The organism is Bradyrhizobium sp. HKCCYLRH2047 (assembly GCF_051168175.1).
Lineage (GTDB): Bacteria > Pseudomonadota > Alphaproteobacteria > Rhizobiales > Xanthobacteraceae > Bradyrhizobium.
In genome coordinates this window covers 65,297-83,134 of the sequence record NZ_JBNPUM010000021.1, presented here as the reverse complement: position 1 = coordinate 83,134, position 17,838 = coordinate 65,297, and the positions used below count along the sequence as shown (strand labels likewise).

Here is a 17,838-nt window from a genome sequence, read left to right as displayed (position 1 = left end):
AAAGCGATTCGTCAGTCACTCGACCGAGGAATCATCCATTTCCGGCAGCAAAATGGTAAGTTAGCGCCAATGGGGGTATCTCTCCGCGAGTCTCGCTCGCCGAGAGATACTCCTCACCCAATCGCGAATGTGGATGGACCGGAGATGCCCTCTCCCACAAGGGGAGAGGGTGCTGTATCGGGCTGCGCTCATAGCGACTGAGCAAACAAGTAGGGTGGGCAAAGCGACGCCGCCAGGCGGCGCGTGCCCATCATGTGCAGATGCGCTCTCGGTGAGAATGGTGGGCACGCTTCGCTTTGCCCACCCTACGCGGGCGGTTTGCAACAGCTATTTCAGCCGGCTCAGCAGCGACAGCAAGCTCTCGCGCTCTCTCGCATCCAGCGGCGCCAAGGTCTCCTTGGAGATCGCGAGCGCCAGCGGCGCGGTCTTCTCCGCGAGCTGCTGACCCGCGCGGGTCAGGCTCACCAGTAGCCGGCGGCCATCCTGCGGATCCGGGCTGGTCTCGGTGAGACCGCGTGCGGTCAGCCGGTCGATCACGCCCTTGATCGTCGCGACGTCCATCGCCGTGAACCGTCCCAGCTGGTTCTGCGAGCACGGTCCGGTCTCGACCAGCTTCGACATGGCCGCCCATTGCGTCGGCGTCAGGTTGCTGCCGATGTCGCGGGCGAAGATCATGGTGTGGCGCTGCCAGACCTGGCGCAGGATGAAGCCGATCTGATCGTCGAGCACGTAGTTTGATTTCGCCGCCTTGGCCGTGGCCTTCGCAGCGGGCTTTGCCTGCGGCCTCGGCGCAGTCTTCGTCGTGGCTTTCGCCGATCGCTTCGGCGGGGGACTCTTGGCCATATCTTCCCTCGCCTCAGATCGACAGATGCGCGTCGCGGATGTCGGGCCGCGCGTCGAGCTCGGTCATGGTGCCGGAGAAGCAGATGCGGCCGCGCTCGATGATGTAGGCTCGGTCCGAGATCAGCTTGGCGAAATGCAGGTTCTGCTCGGAGACGACCAGCGAGACGCCTTCCTTCTTCATGGTCAGGATCGCATCGACCATCTGCTCGACGATCTTCGGCGACAGGCCTTCCGAGGGCTCGTCGAGCAGCACCAGCGACGGATTGCCCATCAGTGTACGGGCGATGGTGAGCATCTGCTGTTCGCCGCCGCTCATGCGGCCGCCCGGGCGGTTCTTCATCTCGCCGAGATTGGGAAACAACTGATAGAGTTTCTCACGCGTCCATTGCGGCGCATTCGGCCGCGGCTTCTGCCGCCCGACCTCCAGGTTTTCCTCCACCGTCAGCTCGGTGAAGATGCGGCGCTCCTCCGGAACGTAGCCGAGGCCGGCGCGGACGATCTCATGGGTGGGCGCCGACGAGATGTCCTGCCCCTCGAACATGATCTGGCCCTCGCGCAGCTCGACCAGGCCGACGATCGACCGGAAGGTCGTCGACTTGCCGGCGCCGTTGCGCCCGAGCAGCGCCACCACCTCGCCCTCGCCGACCTCGAGGCCGATGTCGAACAGGATATGCGCCGGACCATAGTGGCTGTTGAGATTGGCGACGGACAGCTTCATGCCGGCGCTCCCTCGCGATGATCGGCATCATAGAGCAGGCCTTCGCCGAGATAGATCGCCTGCACCTCCCGGTTGGCGCGCACCTCGGCTGGCGATCCCTCGGCAATGAGGCTGCCGCGATTGAGCACGAGAATGCGGTCCGCATGCTCGAACACCACGTCCATGTCGTGCTCCGTGAAAAGGACGCCGATCGACTGCTCGCGCGCGATTCCAGCCGTCAGCCGCATCAGCTCGACACGCTCGCGCGGCGCCATGCCGGCGGTCGGCTCGTCCATCAGCAGGAGCTTCGGTTGGTTGGCCAGCGCGATCGCGAGCTCCAGCCGCTTGAGGTCGCCATAGGCGAGCTCGCCGCACGGACGCTCGGCATAGCCGGCCATGCCGACGAGATCGAGCAGGCGATCGGCCTCGCCGCGCTCGATTGAAATCATCGGGCTCCAGAAATCGAACAGACGGTGATGATGCGAGACCAGGGCGACCTGGATGTTCTCGCGCACGGTCATGGTCGGATAGGTCGCGGTGATCTGGAAGGTGCGGCCGACCCCGAGCCGCCAGACCTCGCGCGGCCTGTGCCCCGTGGTCTCCTGCCCCATCACCGTGATGCGGCCGCTGTCCGGCACGTTCTGGCCGTTGAGCATGTCGAAGCAGGTGCTTTTCCCCGCGCCGTTCGGGCCGATCAGCGCCAGGATCTCGCCGGCCCGCAGCGTGAACGACACGTTGCGGACGGCGTGAATGCCGCCATAGGATTTCGACAGGCCTTCGACCGAGAGCAGCGACACGCTGGGGCTCATTGCGCGCCCTCCATCTTGGCCGACAGCGAAGCGCCCTTGGGGGCCAGTGCGCGACGCCGATGCATGACGGTTTCGACCACACCCACGATACCTTTCGGGAACACCACCACGATCAGCACGATGAAGATGCCGAGCACGAGCTTCGACCAGTCGGTCTGGCTGACCAGCCAGATGTTGAGCGCCTTGTAGACGATGGCGCCGAAGATTGCGCCGGGCACCGTCTCCACGCCGCCCAGCAGCACCATGACCAGCGCATCGACCGAGAGCGAGATGCCCATGTTGTCCGGAAACACGCTGCCCTTGAGATAGGCGAACAGGGCGCCGCCGATGCCGGCCGTGGTGCCGGCGATGATGAAGGCCGTCCACTGGATGCGCTTGCCGTTGATGCCGATGGACTCGCTGCGCAACGGCGAGTCCCGCATGCCGCGCAGGGCATAGCCGAACGGCGAGAAGGTGATCAGGCGCAGCACGCCGACAACGAAGGCGGAGACGCCAAGCGCGAGCCAGTAGAAATGCGACGGCGACGCCGCCCATTTCTCCGGCCAGAGCCCGAGAATGCCGTTATCACCACCGGTGACCGCGACCCATTGGAACGCGATCGACCACACGATTTGCGCAAAGGCCAAGGTGAGCATCGCGAAATACACGCCGGAAAGCTGGACGGCGAAGGCGCCGAACACGGCCGCACCGAGCGCGCCGAGCAGCGGCCCCAGCAAGAGGCAGGCGATCATCGGCAGTCCCGCCATCTTGGCAAGGAAGGCGACGCCGTAAGCGCCCAAACCGAAATAGGCAGCGTGGCCGAAGGAGGCGAGGCCGCCGACCGCCATCAGGAAATGCAGGGACGCCGCGAAGATCACGAAGATCGCGATCTCGGCGCCGACGGTCAGCGCGTAGTTGCCGGCGATGAAGGGCAGCATCGCCGCCAGCGCCAGCGCGACGAGAGAGGCCAGCCGCTCGACCGAGCTCAGCGGGCGCCACGGAATGACGGTCAGGCCCGGCGTGCGGCGCGCCGGCGCCTCCTTCTTGCCGAACAGGCCCCAGGGCCGCACGACCAGCACGACGGCCATCACCAGGAACACGAGGATCAGCGAGATCGTGGGGAAGATGAGAATGCCGAAAGCATTGAGCTCCGACACCAGCACGGCGGCAACGAACGCGCCGAGGATGCTGCCGAGGCCGCCGATCACGACGACCACGAAAACCTCGACGATGATGCGCAGGTCCATCGCGTGATGGACCGCGTCGCGCGGGATCTGCAGCGCGCCGCCGAGCGCGGCGAGGAAGACGCCGACCGCGAACACCGAGGTGAACAGCCATTTCTGATTGACGCCGAGCGCCGCGACCATGTCGCGGTCCTGCGTCGCCGCGCGCACCAGGACGCCCCAGCGGGTGCGCTGGAACAGCAGCCACAGCACCCCGAGCACGATCGGACCGAGCGCGATCAGGAACAGGTCGTAGCTCGGGATGTTCTGACCGAAGAAGTCGACCGCCCCCTTGAGGCCAGGTGCACGGCGGCCGACCAGATCGTCCGGTCCCCAGATCAGCACCACGAGATCTTCGACCATCAGGGTCAGGCCGAAGGTCGCGAGCAGCTGGAACAGCTCCGGCGCGTGATAGATCCGGCGCAGCAGCACGATCTCGACGAGGACGCCGATGGCCGCGACCGCGAGCGCCGCCACGACGATGCCGCCCCAGAAGCCGAGCGAGCCAGACAGCCGCTCCGTAAGCGAGAACGCCACATAGGCGCCGAGCATGTAGAACGCGCCATGGGCGAAATTGACGATGCGGGTCACGCCGAAGATGATCGACAGTCCCGACGCCACCAGGAACAGCGAGGCTGCGCTGGCAAGGCCGGTCAGGAACTGGACGAAATAGAAGGCCATGGGCGGTCCGCGTCAGGAGATCGTCTGTATCGAATGAGCCGCGTTCGAGCTCGTGTGCCCTGTCAATGAGCCGGCGAGCAAGCGTGGGGTGAGGGATCTCGGCCTGAACCTGTAGATCAGGCGTCGCGCGCCCTCACCCCGCCCGCTCTCCTCCGCGGGAGGAGGAGGCAGGAAGACCTCACTCAGTCCTTCGGACGGAGCTTGGAAACTTCGGCATCGCTCGGCAGATAGTCCGAGCCCTTGCGATAGACGGTGTCGACCATGATGCCCTTGCCGTCCTTCAGCGCGGTCTTGCCAACATAAGCGCCGAGCGTCGACTGGTGGTCGATCTTGCGGAAGGTGATCTCGCCGAAGGGCGACGGAACGGACAGTCCCTCGGCCGCGGCGATCAGCTTGTCGGTATCGGTCGAGCCGGCCTTGGCGAGGATGGCGGCCGCCGACTTGATGGTCTGGTAGCCGACGATCGAGCCGAGCCGCGGATAGTCGTTGTACTTGGCCTGGTAGGCCTTCAGGAACGCGTCGTGCTCGGGCGTCTTGATCGAATACCAGGGATAGCCGGTGACGATCCAGCCCTCGGGCGTCTCCTCCTTGAGCGGATCGAGATATTCCGGCTCGCCCGTCAGGAAGCTGACGACCTTGCGGTCCTTGAACAGGCCGCGGGTGTTGCCTTCGCGGACCAGCTTCACGAGATCGGCGCCGAAGGTGACGTTGAGGATCGCCTCCGGGTTGGCGGCGGCGACGGCCTGCACCACCGGACCGGCGTCGATCTTGCCCTGCGGCGGCCACTGCTCGTCGACCCACTGGATGTCCGGGCGCTTCTCGGAGAGCAGCTTCTTGAACACGGCGACGGCCGACTGGCCGTATTCGTAGTTCGGCGCGATCGTGGCCCAGCGCTTGGCGGGAAGCTTCGCGGCCTCCTCCACCAGCATTGCCGCCTGCATGTAGTTCGACGGACGAAGGCGGAAGGTGTATTTGTTGCCCTTGGCCCAGGTGATGGCGTCGGTCAGCGGCTCGGCCGCCAGGAAGAACACCTTCTTTTGGTTGGCGAAGTCGCTGACGGCCAGACCGATGTTCGACAGGAACGTGCCGGCGAGCATCGCCACGTTCTCGCTCGACACCAGCTCATTGGCAGCGGTCTGCGCGTCGGCCGGCTTGCCACTGTCGTCCTTGGAGACGACGACGAGCTTCTTGCCGTTGATGCCGCCGGCCGCGTTGACCTCCTCGACCGCGAGCTGCCAGCCCTTGCGGTAGGGCTCGGTAAACGCCGGCAACAGCGAGTAGCTGTTGATCTCGCCGATCTTGATGACGTCCTCGGCACGCGCCGTGCCCGTCAATCCGGCAACGGCAAGGCCCAGGCCTGCCGCAAGCATCGTTCTCCGTCGCATCCCTTCAGCCTCCAATTTTGATTTGAATTATCTTAGACCGTCGTCGCCCTTGATCTCGGCGACCGTGAGCCCGCCGACCCTTGGCAAGGGACGCCCGCTGTCGGTGACCGCGAGCGCGACCATGATCTCGTTGGCGCGTGGCGCGTCGTTGATCTGCACCTCCATGCCGTCGAAATGGCTGCGCACGAAGGCGGCGTCCTTGTGCCCGAGCGGGATGTCGAGCGTGCAACCGACGCCGCCGCGCTTTTTCGATGACGGGATCAGCGCCGCGCCCTTGCCGAGCACCTTGCGCACCGGCGCGCCCATTTTCGGATGCAGGATCGCGGCGGCATGCTCCAGCTCGCCGTCGCTGCCGACGGCCGCGGCCTTGCCGTAGCTGTGCGCCGCCGGCCCCTCGATGCCGAGCGCGGCCACGGCGCGCTTGGCGAGCATCTCGCCGAGCTCCTCGCCGATCGCGATCAGCGGCGTGAGGTCCTCGACATAGCGGCCGGCAAACGGATTCTCGATCACCGCCACTGCCGCCGCGCGCCGCGTCGGCGGCGACACGGTCCGGCCCATCTCCTGATGGACTTCCTCGACCACGGTCACGATCTTTCTGATGACGGCGCTCATCGTCGACCCTTCGTGTTCCTGCACATCATGCATCAAACCTCACGCCGCCGCCGCCCGCAACTGCGGCCGACGAACGATCTCGATCGCGCGCGGACCGACAACGCGAATGTTGCCGCGGAGCTGCAGTACGGCGCCTTCGATCAGGCCGGCCGAGAGCAGCGACTGCGCACGATGCTCGCCCACGGCCAGCGCTTGGGCAATCTCGGCATCACCGAGATCTCCGACCTCGCATGTGACGAGGCGGTCACCGAGATCGCTGTCCGGCTGCAGCTCGCAGGCGGGTCGGCGAAGCACGGCCGGATGACCCGGAAGGTCAACGGCGTTGCCGATCGCCGTCGCCGCCGCATCGGCCTGCGCCGCGCTGCGCGCGAGCACCGTCACCGCGTCGGCAATGCCCAGCGAGAAGCTGCGGCCGTGGCGGCCCGATGTGGCGACGCCGCCGATCGCATCGGCAGCACGAAGCGTCATCCTGCGCATCACGCCTGCGCCATCGGGACGGTCCATCAGCCCGACGCTGAACGTGGCGGCATCCCGCAGATGGAGTGCGATGTCACCGCCATTGTTGACATAGGCCCGCGTCAGCTTCGCCGCGCCGCGCATGGCGCCGAGAATCTCCTCGGCGACGCTGCCCGCGACCGCGGCCATCGGCGTGATGAACATCTCGCGCGCGAACGGCGACACGGCCGCATGCATCCGCCGCGCAACGACGCCTTTCAATGGGCAGCGATCGTGATCGGCTCCCTTGCGCAGATCGGACAGTTCCGCACACAGCTCGTCCAAGAGACCCGTGAAACGCTCGGCCGCCGCACGATAGGCCGCGCGAACATCGCCATCGGCGGCGTCGGCGCCGATGATCAGATCGATCGGGCCGTCCTGCAGATGCAGCCGCCGCTCGGGCAACAAGGCGATCTGTGGCCGCCGGGTCATGCGCCCGGCCTCGGCCACGGCAGCTGACGAATGTCCTTGCTGACATCCTTTAGCGACGTGAGCGGCTGGACGTAGTCCATGTGCCCACCGAGCGCCGCGTAGTCCGATAGCCTCAACGTGAACTCGATCGGTGCGACGATCGCCGGCGTCGGCACATAGCCGAAGGCGCCGGCCGGCATCTGGGTCACGTCGACCATGTAGGTGATGCCGCCGCCCGGCCAGACATAGACCGGAGCACCGCCGCTCGTCACCCGCGTCAGCGTATCCTTGACCGACCGCGTCAGCCGCACCGGATTATCGGTGACGCCCGCGCGCAGCGAGCCGCCGGCACCGGCCATGAACAGCACGGTGCACAGTGCCGGTTCGCAGTTCTCCTGGATGCGCTCGACCGAGAACTGCAGCTCCGGCGGCATCTCGCGCTGCACCGGCTTGAGCGACTCGTCGAGCACGTAGTAGCCGGCATGTTCGCCCGTCGTGGACACCATCAGCAGTGTCGCGCCAGGCTTCGCCGTCTTCGCATCGAACGGCCCGAGAATCGACAGCGGATCGGAGATGTCGGTGCCGCCCCAGCCGGTTCCGGGCTGCGCCACCTGGAAGTAACGGCCCGGCGTGGAGCGCCGTCCCTTCATCTTGATGCCTGTCGCGGGAATGTCGAGCAGCTTGCCGGCCTGGTGCTCCGACAGCACGCCGGTGATGTGATCATCGACCACGACGACCTCGTCGACCTTGCCCTGCCATTGCTTGGCGAACATGCCGATCGTGGCCGAGCCGCAGCCGACGCGCATGCGCTCTTCCTTGACGCCGTTGACAACAGGCGGCTGCCCCGCCTGCACGATCACGCTGGAACCGCCGTCGACGACGAGTTCGACGGCCTTGCGGTTGCTGAGGTCCATCAGCGCGTCGCAGGTGACGCGCCCCTCCTTCTTGGAGCCGCCGGTGAGATGATGCACGCCGCCGAGCGACAGCATCTGCGAGCCGTATTCGCTGGTCGTGACGTGACCGACGGCCTCGCCGTCGACGCGCACCGTCGACGCTTCCGGGCCGAGATAGCGGTCGGTGTCGATCTTCACCTTGACGCCGCAATAGCTGAAGATGCCCTCGGTCACGACCGTGACCATGTCGACGCCCTCGACCTGCGAGGACACGATGAACGGCGCGGGCTTGTAGTCGGGATAGGTGGTGCCGGCGCCGATCGCGGTGACGAACAGCTCCGGCTGATGCACGATCTTGCCGTCCCAGTCGCCGCTCGCCTGGAACGGCACCAGCTTGCCGCCATGCGACACCGTGCGCTCCAGCAGGATATGCGGATCGACGCGCACCAGCACACCGTCCTGATTGGCATAGCGGTCGCAGGCGCCAGCCGCGCCCGGCTTGATGTAGCACATCACCGGACAGGCATCGCAGCGGATCTTGTCCCCTGCACCTTCGCTCGCCGTCTCAGTCACCATGCAGAGAAGCCCATCTTGAAGCGGAGTTGACGGCAACCGTCCGCACGCCGCGGCAATTCGTTCGTATACGAATGATGTCGCGCCCTTCCGCCGACTGTCAAGCGCCACCGCGAACGAAAAGCACGATTGCCGGATAAACGATCAGTTTGCCCTGCACAATGACGACAAATCGTGCACACGCTGCAGCGCAAAACGTGGCACTTGCATGTTAGTACACAAACGATACGCTCGGAGCGATCACCATCGCATCCTCGTTAACGATAGCACAGCGGACGGCAGAAGGGCATGACGCCAGCAACGATTCGGCTGACCGTGAACGGACGGGCGCATGACGTTGCGGCCGCGCCGGACACGCCCCTGCTTCATGTGCTGCGCAACGACCTCGCTCTGAACGGTCCGAAATACGGCTGCGGCCTCGGTGAATGCGGCGCCTGCACCGTGCTGATCGACGGCCGTGCCGCCCGCTCCTGCGTCATTCCGGTGGAAGGCTGCATCGGCCGCGACGTCACCACGCTTGAAGGGCTGGGCTCGCGCGAGGCGCCCGATCCGGTGCAGCAGGCCTTCATCGCCGAGCAGGCCGCGCAATGCGGCTACTGCCTCAACGGCATGATCATGACGACCAAGGCGCTGCTGGCGATCAAGCCCGATCCGTCACGCGACGAGATCAAGCAGGCGCTGCGCTACAATCTCTGCCGCTGCGGTGCCCATGTCGAGATCCTCCGCGCGGCGATGCGCGCGGCCGGCCACACGCTCGAGGCGCTGGACTGATGAACGATCGCCTCACCAAGGACGCCGACACGCCTCGCGGCTGGCTGGTTGTCGAACGTCCCATCGCCGGCAACGATGGCCGGTTCGAAACCTTCATCCGGATCACGGCCGCAGGCGAGGTCTCCGCCTTCAACGGCCATGTCGATCTCGGCACCGGCATCCGAACCGCGCTGGGACAGATCGTCGCGGAAGAGCTGGATGTCTCCTTCGCCCGTGTCGTGGTCGTGCTCGGGGACACCGCGGTCGTGCCGAATCAGGGCGCAACCATCGCCAGCGAGACAATTCAGATCACCGCCGTGCCCCTGCGCAAGGCTGCGGCGCAGGCCCGCGCCTTCCTCCTGGCGCGGGCGGCAGCGCAACTCGACCTCGACGTCGTGGATTTGAGGGTCGAGGACGGACTGGTCCGCGGTCCCGACAACCGCGTCCTCAGCTATGGCGAGCTGATCGGCGATGAGACGTTCCGCCTCGCCCTCGCCGACGATATCGTCGTCAAGTCAGTGAACGACTATCAGGTCGTCGGCCGGTCGGTGCCGCGCGTCGATCTGCCGGCAAAGGCGGCCGGTGAACTCACTTATGTCCATGACGTTCGCGTCCCCGGCATGCTGCACGGCCGCGTCGTGCGTCCGCCCTATGCCGGCGTCGATGCCGGCCCGTTCATCGGCACCAGCCTGCTGAGCGTCGACAGGGAGTCGGTCCGCGACGTCCCTGGCCTGGTTGACGTCGTCGTCATCGGCGACTTCATCGGCATCGTCGCCGAGCGCGAGGAAAACGCGATCCTGGCCGCCGAGCGGCTCCAGGCGAATTGGAAACCGGTGCCGACCTTGCGCGACCTCGACGATGTCGAGAACGCGCTGCGCGCCAATCCGTCCGAGCCGCGTCGGCTGCTCGACAAGGGCGATGTCGATGCCGCCATCGCCGGCGCCGCCAAGCCGATGCGGCGGACCTATCTCTGGCCCTACCAGATGCACGGCTCGATCGGGCCGTCCTGCGCGGTGGCCGACTATCGCGACGGGCAGACCCGCATTTATTCCGGCACGCAGAATCCGCACATCCTGCGCGGCGATCTCGCCAAGCTCATCGACTGTCCCGAGGATCACATCGAGCTGATCCGGCTGGAGGCCGCCGGCTGCTATGGCCGCAACTGCGCCGACGATGTTACCGCCGATGCGCTGCTGCTGTCGCGCGCGGTCGGCCGTCCGGTGCGGGTGCAATTGTCGCGCGAGCAGGAGCATCTGTGGGAGCCCAAGGGCACCGCACAGCTGATGGACGTCAATGGCGGCCTCAATGCCGATGGCTCGGTTGCGGCCTATGAGTTCGCCACGCGCTATCCGTCGAACGGCGCGCCGACGCTGGCGCTGCTGCTGACCGGCCGCATCGCGCCGGAGCCTGCGGTGTTCGAGATGGGCGATCGCACCGCGATCCCGCCTTACGACTACGACCACATGCGCGTCACTGCGCATGACATGCCGCCGATCGTGCGTGCGTCCTGGATCCGCGGCGTCTCGGCGCTGCCCAACACCTTCGCGCATGAGTCCTATATCGACGAGCTCGCGGCGGAGGCTGGCGTCGACCCGATCGAATACCGGCTGCGCTATCTGAAGGACGAGCGCGCGCGTGATCTCGTGAACGCCGTGGCCGAACGCGCCGGCTGGACGCCGCGCCCCGTGAGGGAAGAGAAGACGCCCGAGAACGGCGTCGTCCATGGCCGCGGCTTCGCCTATGCGCTCTACGTCCACAGCAAGTTTCCCGGCTACGGCGCGGCTTGGTCGGCGTGGATCGCCGATGTCGCGGTGAATACGACGACCGGCGACGTCAGCGTCACGCGGGTCATCGCAGGCCAGGACTCCGGCCTGATGATCAATCCGGACGGCGTACGCCACCAGATCGAAGGCAACGTCATCCAATCCACCAGCCGGGCGCTGATGGAGGAGATTCCGTTTTCGCGCGGCAAGGTCGCGGCCCGGGAATGGGGGGCGTATCCGATCATCACCTTCCCCGATTTGCCTGAGATCGACGTGCTGATGCTGCCGCGGCCGGATCAGCCGCCGCTCGGCGTCGGCGAGTCCGCGTCCGTGCCCAGCGCCGCTGCGATCGCCAATGCGATCTACGACGCCACCGGCGTCCGCTTCCGCGAGCCGCCATTCACGCCGGAGCGCATTCTGAAAGGGCTGCGCGGCGAACAGGTCGAGACGCCGGCGCCGCAGTCGCTGCCCGCCCCCGAAAGACCGGCGACGACATGGCTCAAGCCCTTTGCCAGGCGGGGCGGCGTGATCGCCACCGCCGTCGCGGCCTGCGCCGCGGCGATCGGCGTCGCCACCGCCGTGTTGCCCTGGCGCGCCATCGCACCGATCACACGCCCCGATCCCTCGGTCTATTCCGCCGCGACGATCGCGCGCGGCGAGGCGCTCGCGGCGCTCGGCAATTGCGCGGTTTGTCACACCGCGGATGGCGGCCTGATCAATGCCGGCGGCCGTGCGCTGGAGACGCCGTTCGGCACGCTGTTCAGCACCAACATCACGCCCGACGTCGAGACCGGCATCGGCGCCTGGTCCTATCCCGCCTTCGAGCGCGCCATGCGCGAGGGCGTGCACCGCGACGGCCGGCAGCTCTATCCGGCGTTTCCCTACACGCATTTCGCGCGAACCGACGATGCCGACCTGCAGGCGCTCTACGCCTACCTGATCGCTCAGACGCCAGTGAGACAGCGGGCGCCCGACAACGCGCTGCGCTTCCCGTTCAATCTGCGGCCGCTGGTCGCCGGATGGAATGCGCTGTTTCACGACACCCGGCCGTTCAGGCCTGATCCAACCCGATCCGAACAGTGGAATCGCGGCTTCTATCTCGTCGAAAGCCTCGGCCATTGCGGCGCCTGTCATTCGCCGCGCAATGCGCTCGGTGCCGAGCAGCGCAACGCATATCTGGCCGGCGGCTTCGCGGAGGGCTGGGAAGCCCCCGCGCTGACCGTGCTCTCGACTGCCCCGATCCCGTGGACCGAGGACGAGTTCTACACCTATCTCCGCTCCGGTCAGTCGCGCCTCCATGGCGTGGCCGCCGGTCCGATGGCGCCGATCGTGAAGGATCTCGCGACGCTGCCCGACGCAGACATTCGGGCCATGGCGGTCTATCTCGCCTCCTTCCAGACGCCCTCGCCCGAGGCAGCGAAGCTGGAGGCGACGGCAGCGGAGTTGGAGGCGCGCACCAGGGTGACCTCGGCGGCATCTCCGGCCGCCCGGCTCTATCTCGGCGCCTGCGCGGTCTGTCACGAGATCGGCGGCCTGCCGCTGTTCGGCAGCCGGCCCTCGCTGGCGCTGAACAGCAACCTGCACAGCGCCACACCCGACAACCTGATCCAGGTGATCCTGCACGGGATCATGAAGCCGGCCTCGTCCGATCTCGGCTACATGCCGGCGTTCAAGGACCATCTCAGCGACGTCCAGCTCGCCGAACTCGTCTCCTATCTCCGTCAGCAATTCGCCCCGGACAAGCCGGCCTGGACGGACGTGGACGCCGTCATCGGTCGCGTCAGGTCGGCCGCGGTGCAGTGAGGCCGAGCATGCTCCTTCAGCGCCCGGCGCCCCGCCCACCACCCTGACGCGCATTCAGGCACCTGCTTGCCAGTAATTTCGCCTTGCGGCAGTCGCCCTGCCGCTTCTAGAATTCGGGACTACGTTCCAAAAAATGGAACAAACGGTATCATCATGAGCGCCCTGACCAACGCCATCGACATCCTGCGCTGCTTCTCGACCGCGCGGCCCGACCTCTCCTTTGCCGACGTCCAGGTCCTGACCGGCAAGCCGAAGAGCTCGACCTCACGCCTGCTCCGCTCGCTGCGCGATTGCGGCCTGCTCGAGCAGGATCCGCACAGCCGCCGCTACCGGCCGGGCCTGCTCACCTTCGAGCTCGGGCGGCTGCACCGGGCCCATGACGACCTGATCGCCACCGCCGAGCGCGAGCTGCGTGATGTCTGCGCGCGCACCGGACACACCGGCTACATCGCCGTGCTCGACGGCTATCAGCAGGTGGTGCTGCGCATCGTGCCCGGCTCCAACCCGCTGCGCGTCGTCAACCCGCCGGGCCAGCGCACGCCGGCCATCATCACCTCGAACGGCCGCGCCATGCTGGCGCGTCTGTCGGACCAGGAGATCCGGGCGCGCGTGCCGCTCGACTATCCGAAGGTCCCGGCCAACTCGCCGCAGAACTTCACCGAGCTGATGGCGCGGCTGAACGAGATCCGCCGGACCGGCATCTCGGACGCCGCCGACGAGGCCATCGAGGGCGTCGGCTCGCAGGGCTTTGCGCTGGCGAGCGGCGAGAGCGGTGAGCTGATCGGCATCGCCGTCTCCTACTCGGTCCAGGCCACCACCGAGATCGAGCGTGCCAATGTCCGTCGCGAGCTCGGCAGCATGGCCGCAAAGCTGCGGCGCATGACCGGCGATCCGCTTGGCCAGACCATCGAGCAATTGGCCGGACTGGCCTCCTGATGACGAGCAGCAGCGCGCCGCGCGTCAACAGCCTGGCGCTGTTGATCCTGCCGAGCGCGCTGCTTTTTGCGCTGTTCTTCTTCCTGCCGATCGGATTGATGGCGGTGATGAGCGTCCTGACCGGCAACCCGGTCGTAATGCCGAACGTCGCCCTCACCGCCAGGCACTATGCCCGCATGGGCGATGACGGCTACTATCTCGAGGTGATCTGGACCACGATCCGGATCGGCCTCTGGACGACCCTGGCCGCGCTCATGATCGGCTATCCGCTCGCGCATTGGATGGCGCGGATCAAGAGCCGCACCGGCCACGCGCTGCTGCTGATGGCCGTGCTGGCGCCGATGCTGACCGGCATCGTGGTGCGTACCTTCGCCTGGATGACGCTGCTGTCCGACAAGGGTGTCATCAACCAGATCCTGACCTCGCTCGGGCTGGTCACCAGGCCGTTGCAGCTGATGTACAATGAGACCGGCATCGTCATCGGCCTCGTCCACATCTATGTGCCGTTCATGGTGCTGACGCTGACCGGCGTGATCGGCCGCATCGACGAACGGCTGGAGCAGGCGGCGGAGAATCTCGGCGCCAGCCCATGGCGCGCTTTTCTCGAAGTCACCCTGCCGCTCAGCCTGCCCGGCATCCTCGCCGGGTCGCTGCTCGTGTTCGCGCTCGCGATCAGCGCCTATGTGACCCCGATCCTGCTCGGCGGCTTCCAGGTCATGACCCTGCCGATACTGATCTACCAGCAGATCTCCGCCAACTTCAACGTCGGCTTCGCGGCTGCGCTCGGCATGGTGCTGCTCGTCATTTCGCTCTCGCTCGTCATCGCGTATAATCACGTGCTCGGCCTCGTCTCGGGCCAGCGCGAGCTGCAATGAGGGCGCAGATGACGAGCCTTGCTCCAGGATCGCAGCCGCCGCTTGCTGCGCCGATCGATCTGGCGGCCGCACCCGCGCTTCGCGGCAGGAAGCGGCCGCTCCGGTGGGGTCGCAGGCTCTATCTCGCCGCCAACGGCGCCGTCCTCGTCTTCCTGCTGGCGCCAATCGCGATCGTGATCGTGTTCGCGCTGAATCCGACGCCCTTCATCCAGTTTCCACCGGTCGGCGTCTCCTTACGCTGGTTCGAGAAATTCTTCGCCTCGCGCGACTTCATGCACGCGCTGCTCTTGAGCATCGAGGTCGCAGCGATGACCACGGTCGCGGCCACCGTGCTCGGCGCGTCGGCCGCGCTGGCGGTCGCGCGCGGCAACCTTCCGGGCTCTCGCCTGATCGTGGCGACCATGCTGTCGCCGCTGATGCTGCCTGCGATCCTGACCGGTCTTGCACTGTTCCAGTCCTATGTGCTGCTCGATGTCGGGCGCCCGTTGTGGGGCCTTGTCGCCGGCCATACGCTGGTGACGATTCCCTACGTCGTGCGCACCACCCTCGCCGTGTTGCATAATTTCGATGTCAGGCTGGAGGAAGCCGCGCAGAATCTCGGCGCCAGCCCCACCCGGACCTTCTTCGAGGTCACGCTGCCGCTGGTGAAGCCCGGCGTACTGGCAGGCGCGATCTTTGCTTTCATCGTCTCGTTCGACCAATTCCCGGTGTCGCTGTTCCTGGTCGCGCCGGGCAGCGAGACCTTGCCGATCACGCTGTTCAACTATCTGAAGTTCGATCTCGACGGCACCATCGGCGCGGCCTCGGTGGTCTCGATCCTGCTCGCCTTCATCGTCGTCATCGCGCTCGACCGCACCGTTGGCCTGCGCTCCTACGTCAAACTCTAAGGGAGATTCCGGACATGACCGACTCATCGCGTCGCTTCCCCATGAGCCGCCGGCGCCTGCTGACTTCGGCTGCTGCGCTTGGTGCAGGCGTCGTCGCGGCGCCTTACGTCGCGCGCGCCGAGGAGCCCGTGCTGAACATCACCGGCTGGGGCGGCAAATGGGGCGACGTCATGAAGGCCGAGATCGGCCCCGCCTTCGAAAGCGAGTTCAAGTGCAAGCTCAGGACCGACACTGCGCTGCCGTTCCTGCCGAAGCTGCAGGCGAGCTCGCGCTCGGCGCCGATCTACGACGTGCTGCACACCAACTCCAACGAGCAGTGGGCAGCGGTCGAGATGGGCCTCGTCGAGCCGAAGGTCGACCCCAAGCTGGTGCCGAACATGGCCGACGTCTACCCCTACGCGGTCAGCGACAAGATCGTCGGTGTCTGCATCTTCACCAGCGCCATTGGCTTGGGCATGCGCACCGACAAGGGCTACGCCAACGTCACGTCCTGGAAGGAGCTGTGGGACGCGAAGTACAACGGCGTGCGCGGCGGCTATGTGATCCCTGTCAACAGCCTGGGACAGGCTTTCCTGATGATGTGCGGCACTCTCTACGGAAAGGGGCAGACCGATCTCGACGCGGCCTATGCGGCGCTCGAGAAGCTGAAGCCGATCAAGCTCGTCGACTTCACCGGCGCGATGGAGAAGCTGTTCCTGTCCGGCGAGGTCGGTCTCGGCGTGATCCACGACTCCGGCATCTACCGCTATGACGGACAAAACCAGCCGATCGACTTCGTCACCCCGAGCGAGGGCGTGCTGTCGCTGGAGCAGGTGCTGAGCATCACACCCGGCAGCAAGATGAAGGAGCTCGCCAACGCCTATGTGAACTACATGCTGCGCCCCGAGGTCCAAAAGCGCCTCGCCGAGACCGTCTGGTACTCGCCGGCCAACAAGAAGGTGAAGCTCGACGCCAAGTACGACGCCAAGCTGCTGACCACTCCGGAAAAGGTCAGCAAGCTGATCCAGGTCGACTGGAAGTGGTACAACGCGCAGAAGGACGTGATCGACAGCCGGGTCAACCGGATCTTCCGCGCATGAGCGCAAGCATCGAGATCGCCAGCGTCAGCAAGGTCTATGACGGCGGCGTACGCGCCGTCGACGCGGTCGCCATGGACATCCGTCCGGGCGAGTTCTTCTCGCTGCTCGGCCCGTCCGGCTGCGGCAAGACCACCACGCTGCGCATGATCGCGGGCTTCGACAGCCCCAGCACCGGCGAGATCCGCGTCGACGGCGCCGACATCACCCATGTCCCCGCGCACAGGCGCGACATGGCGATGGTGTTCCAGAACTATGCGCTGTTTCCGCACCGGACGGTGGCGGAGAACGTCGCCTTCGGCCTGCGCATGCGCAAGACCGACAAGGCCACGATCGCGTCCAAGGTCACGGCCGCGCTGGCGATGGTCGAGCTGTCCGGCATGGAGGACCGCAGGCCGGCACAATTGTCGGGCGGCCAGCAGCAGCGCGTCGCGCTCGCCCGCGCCATCGTCATCTCGCCGCGCGTGCTGCTCTGTGACGAGCCGCTCGGCGCGCTCGACAAGAAGCTGCGCCAGCAGATGCAGTTCGAGCTCAAGCAACTGCAGAAGACTCTCGGCCTCACCCTCGTCTTCGTCACCCACGACCAGGAGGAGGCGCTGGCGATGTCCGACCGCATCGCGGTGATGAACGCCGGCCGCGTCGAGCAGATCGGCACACCGGTCGAGATTTACGACCAGCCGCGAACCCGCTTCGTCGCCGACTTCATCGGCGACACCAATATCTTCCGCGGCCAGCGCGTGACGCTGGACCACGGGACCGGAATCGCGGTCGGCAACGGCCTGGTGCTGGCCCTGCCGGATGTGTCCGCAACGGCCGGTGGCGAGGTTCTGTCGGTCGCCTTGCGGCCGGAGAAGATCATGGTGTCGCCAGCCGGCCCGGTCGATGCCGAGAGCAAGGGCACGTCCGCACGCGGTACGGTCGAGAGCACGAACTTCCTTGGCGGTGCCGTCCTCTACCGCATCGTCCTGGACGGTGGCGAGCGGGTGCTGGCTCAGCAGCCGAATTCAGGAGCCGGTCCACTCCACGCACCCGGCCAAGCCGTCGCGCTCGGCTGGCGGCCGACCGATCTCGTCATTCTCGAGGATTGATATTGTGAACGTCATACTCCCGTCCCCTTCCCTCGATGTGGCGGATCGCCCTTCGCAAC

Annotated in this window: 15 protein-coding genes; 7 read left to right on the top strand and 8 right to left on the bottom strand. The window is 66.4% G+C overall.

Annotated elements, in window-relative coordinates; genetic code table 11:
- Window positions 1–327 precede the first annotated feature (327 nt).
- The 8 genes from ACQR1D_RS30930 to ACQR1D_RS30895 all read right to left on the bottom strand — a co-directional run bounded on the left by ACQR1D_RS30930 (window position 328) and on the right by ACQR1D_RS30895 (window position 8,604).
- The gene (locus tag ACQR1D_RS30930) at window positions 328–843 is read right to left on the bottom strand and encodes a MarR family winged helix-turn-helix transcriptional regulator (RefSeq protein WP_315802287.1); all 516 of its coding nucleotides are present in this window, start codon (window positions 841–843) and stop codon (window positions 328–330) included.
- A gap of 13 nt (window positions 844–856) precedes the next feature.
- Complete coding sequence (locus ACQR1D_RS30925) at window positions 857–1,561, bottom strand: ABC transporter ATP-binding protein (protein WP_315802286.1); 705 nt, start codon at window positions 1,559–1,561, stop codon at window positions 857–859.
- Window positions 1,558–2,349 (bottom strand): ABC transporter ATP-binding protein, encoded by a 792-nt coding sequence (locus ACQR1D_RS30920; RefSeq protein ID WP_315802285.1) that lies wholly within the window; start codon window positions 2,347–2,349, stop codon window positions 1,558–1,560. The genes ACQR1D_RS30925 and ACQR1D_RS30920 overlap by 4 nt, the downstream gene beginning before the upstream one ends.
- Window positions 2,346–4,232 carry an ABC transporter permease gene (locus ACQR1D_RS30915; RefSeq protein ID WP_434840395.1) on the bottom strand — a complete coding sequence of 629 codons (1,887 nt, stop codon included), beginning with the start codon at window positions 4,230–4,232 and terminating at the stop codon, window positions 2,346–2,348. The genes ACQR1D_RS30920 and ACQR1D_RS30915 overlap by 4 nt, the downstream gene beginning before the upstream one ends.
- A 182-nt stretch (window positions 4,233–4,414) precedes the next feature.
- A complete protein-coding gene (locus ACQR1D_RS30910) occupies window positions 4,415–5,617 on the bottom strand; it encodes an ABC transporter substrate-binding protein (protein WP_315802283.1) in 1,203 nt (400 codons plus the stop codon).
- Between the two features lie 27 nt (window positions 5,618–5,644).
- Window positions 5,645–6,229 carry an amino acid synthesis family protein gene (locus ACQR1D_RS30905; RefSeq protein ID WP_315802282.1) on the bottom strand — a complete coding sequence of 195 codons (585 nt, stop codon included), beginning with the start codon at window positions 6,227–6,229 and terminating at the stop codon, window positions 5,645–5,647.
- A gap of 39 nt (window positions 6,230–6,268) precedes the next feature.
- Complete coding sequence (locus tag ACQR1D_RS30900) at window positions 6,269–7,156, bottom strand: UPF0280 family protein (protein WP_434840394.1); 888 nt, start codon at window positions 7,154–7,156, stop codon at window positions 6,269–6,271.
- Window positions 7,153–8,604, bottom strand: a complete 1,452-nt coding sequence (locus ACQR1D_RS30895) for a 6-hydroxynicotinate reductase (protein WP_434840393.1) — start codon at window positions 8,602–8,604, stop codon at window positions 7,153–7,155. Before ACQR1D_RS30895 ends, ACQR1D_RS30900 begins: the two co-directional genes overlap by 4 nt.
- A 285-nt stretch (window positions 8,605–8,889) precedes the next feature.
- Between ACQR1D_RS30895 and ACQR1D_RS30890 the strand changes: the two genes are divergently transcribed.
- The 7 genes from ACQR1D_RS30890 (at window position 8,890) to ACQR1D_RS30860 (ending at window position 17,779) form a co-directional block, all read left to right on the top strand.
- Window positions 8,890–9,372, top strand: a complete 483-nt coding sequence (locus ACQR1D_RS30890) for a (2Fe-2S)-binding protein (protein WP_315802279.1) — start codon at window positions 8,890–8,892, stop codon at window positions 9,370–9,372.
- Window positions 9,372–12,917, top strand: coding sequence for a molybdopterin cofactor-binding domain-containing protein (locus tag ACQR1D_RS30885; RefSeq protein ID WP_434840392.1), 3,546 nt, complete (start codon window positions 9,372–9,374; stop codon window positions 12,915–12,917). Before ACQR1D_RS30890 ends, ACQR1D_RS30885 begins: the two co-directional genes overlap by 1 nt.
- A gap of 153 nt (window positions 12,918–13,070) precedes the next feature.
- Window positions 13,071–13,853, top strand: a complete 783-nt coding sequence (locus ACQR1D_RS30880; RefSeq protein ID WP_315802277.1) for an IclR family transcriptional regulator — start codon at window positions 13,071–13,073, stop codon at window positions 13,851–13,853.
- The gene (locus ACQR1D_RS30875) at window positions 13,853–14,728 is read left to right on the top strand and encodes an ABC transporter permease (protein ID WP_316238299.1); all 876 of its coding nucleotides are present in this window, start codon (window positions 13,853–13,855) and stop codon (window positions 14,726–14,728) included. Before ACQR1D_RS30880 ends, ACQR1D_RS30875 begins: the two co-directional genes overlap by 1 nt.
- Before the next feature lie 8 nt (window positions 14,729–14,736).
- Window positions 14,737–15,615 carry an ABC transporter permease gene (locus tag ACQR1D_RS30870; protein WP_434840391.1) on the top strand — a complete coding sequence of 293 codons (879 nt, stop codon included), beginning with the start codon at window positions 14,737–14,739 and terminating at the stop codon, window positions 15,613–15,615.
- 14 nt (window positions 15,616–15,629) lie between these two features.
- Complete coding sequence (locus ACQR1D_RS30865; protein WP_316178311.1) at window positions 15,630–16,694, top strand: ABC transporter substrate-binding protein; 1,065 nt, start codon at window positions 15,630–15,632, stop codon at window positions 16,692–16,694.
- Complete coding sequence (locus ACQR1D_RS30860) at window positions 16,691–17,779, top strand: ABC transporter ATP-binding protein (protein WP_316178309.1); 1,089 nt, start codon at window positions 16,691–16,693, stop codon at window positions 17,777–17,779. Before ACQR1D_RS30865 ends, ACQR1D_RS30860 begins: the two co-directional genes overlap by 4 nt.
- Window positions 17,780–17,838: the final 59 nt, after the last annotated feature.

Bases quoted from the DNA above. Each gene is read 5' to 3' on its own strand.
- ACQR1D_RS30895 (WP_434840393.1), bottom strand. From the start codon at position 8,604: ATGGTGACTGAGACGGCGAGCGAAGGTGCAGGGGACAAGATCCGCTGC.
- ACQR1D_RS30915 (WP_434840395.1), bottom strand. From the start codon at position 4,232: ATGGCCTTCTATTTCGTCCAGTTCCTGACCGGCCTTGCCAGCGCAGCC.
- ACQR1D_RS30920 (WP_315802285.1), bottom strand. From the start codon at position 2,349: ATGAGCCCCAGCGTGTCGCTGCTCTCGGTCGAAGGCCTGTCGAAATCC.
- ACQR1D_RS30900 (WP_434840394.1), bottom strand. From the start codon at position 7,156: ATGACCCGGCGGCCACAGATCGCCTTGTTGCCCGAGCGGCGGCTGCAT.
- ACQR1D_RS30875 (WP_316238299.1), top strand. From the start codon at position 13,853: ATGACGAGCAGCAGCGCGCCGCGCGTCAACAGCCTGGCGCTGTTGATC.
- ACQR1D_RS30925 (WP_315802286.1), bottom strand. From the start codon at position 1,561: ATGAAGCTGTCCGTCGCCAATCTCAACAGCCACTATGGTCCGGCGCAT.
- ACQR1D_RS30910 (WP_315802283.1), bottom strand. From the start codon at position 5,617: ATGCGACGGAGAACGATGCTTGCGGCAGGCCTGGGCCTTGCCGTTGCC.
- ACQR1D_RS30865 (WP_316178311.1), top strand. From the start codon at position 15,630: ATGACCGACTCATCGCGTCGCTTCCCCATGAGCCGCCGGCGCCTGCTG.
- ACQR1D_RS30860 (WP_316178309.1), top strand. From the start codon at position 16,691: ATGAGCGCAAGCATCGAGATCGCCAGCGTCAGCAAGGTCTATGACGGC.
- ACQR1D_RS30885 (WP_434840392.1), top strand. From the start codon at position 9,372: ATGAACGATCGCCTCACCAAGGACGCCGACACGCCTCGCGGCTGGCTG.
- ACQR1D_RS30905 (WP_315802282.1), bottom strand. From the start codon at position 6,229: ATGAGCGCCGTCATCAGAAAGATCGTGACCGTGGTCGAGGAAGTCCAT.
- ACQR1D_RS30890 (WP_315802279.1), top strand. From the start codon at position 8,890: ATGACGCCAGCAACGATTCGGCTGACCGTGAACGGACGGGCGCATGAC.
- ACQR1D_RS30880 (WP_315802277.1), top strand. From the start codon at position 13,071: ATGAGCGCCCTGACCAACGCCATCGACATCCTGCGCTGCTTCTCGACC.
- ACQR1D_RS30930 (WP_315802287.1), bottom strand. From the start codon at position 843: ATGGCCAAGAGTCCCCCGCCGAAGCGATCGGCGAAAGCCACGACGAAG.
- ACQR1D_RS30870 (WP_434840391.1), top strand. From the start codon at position 14,737: ATGACGAGCCTTGCTCCAGGATCGCAGCCGCCGCTTGCTGCGCCGATC.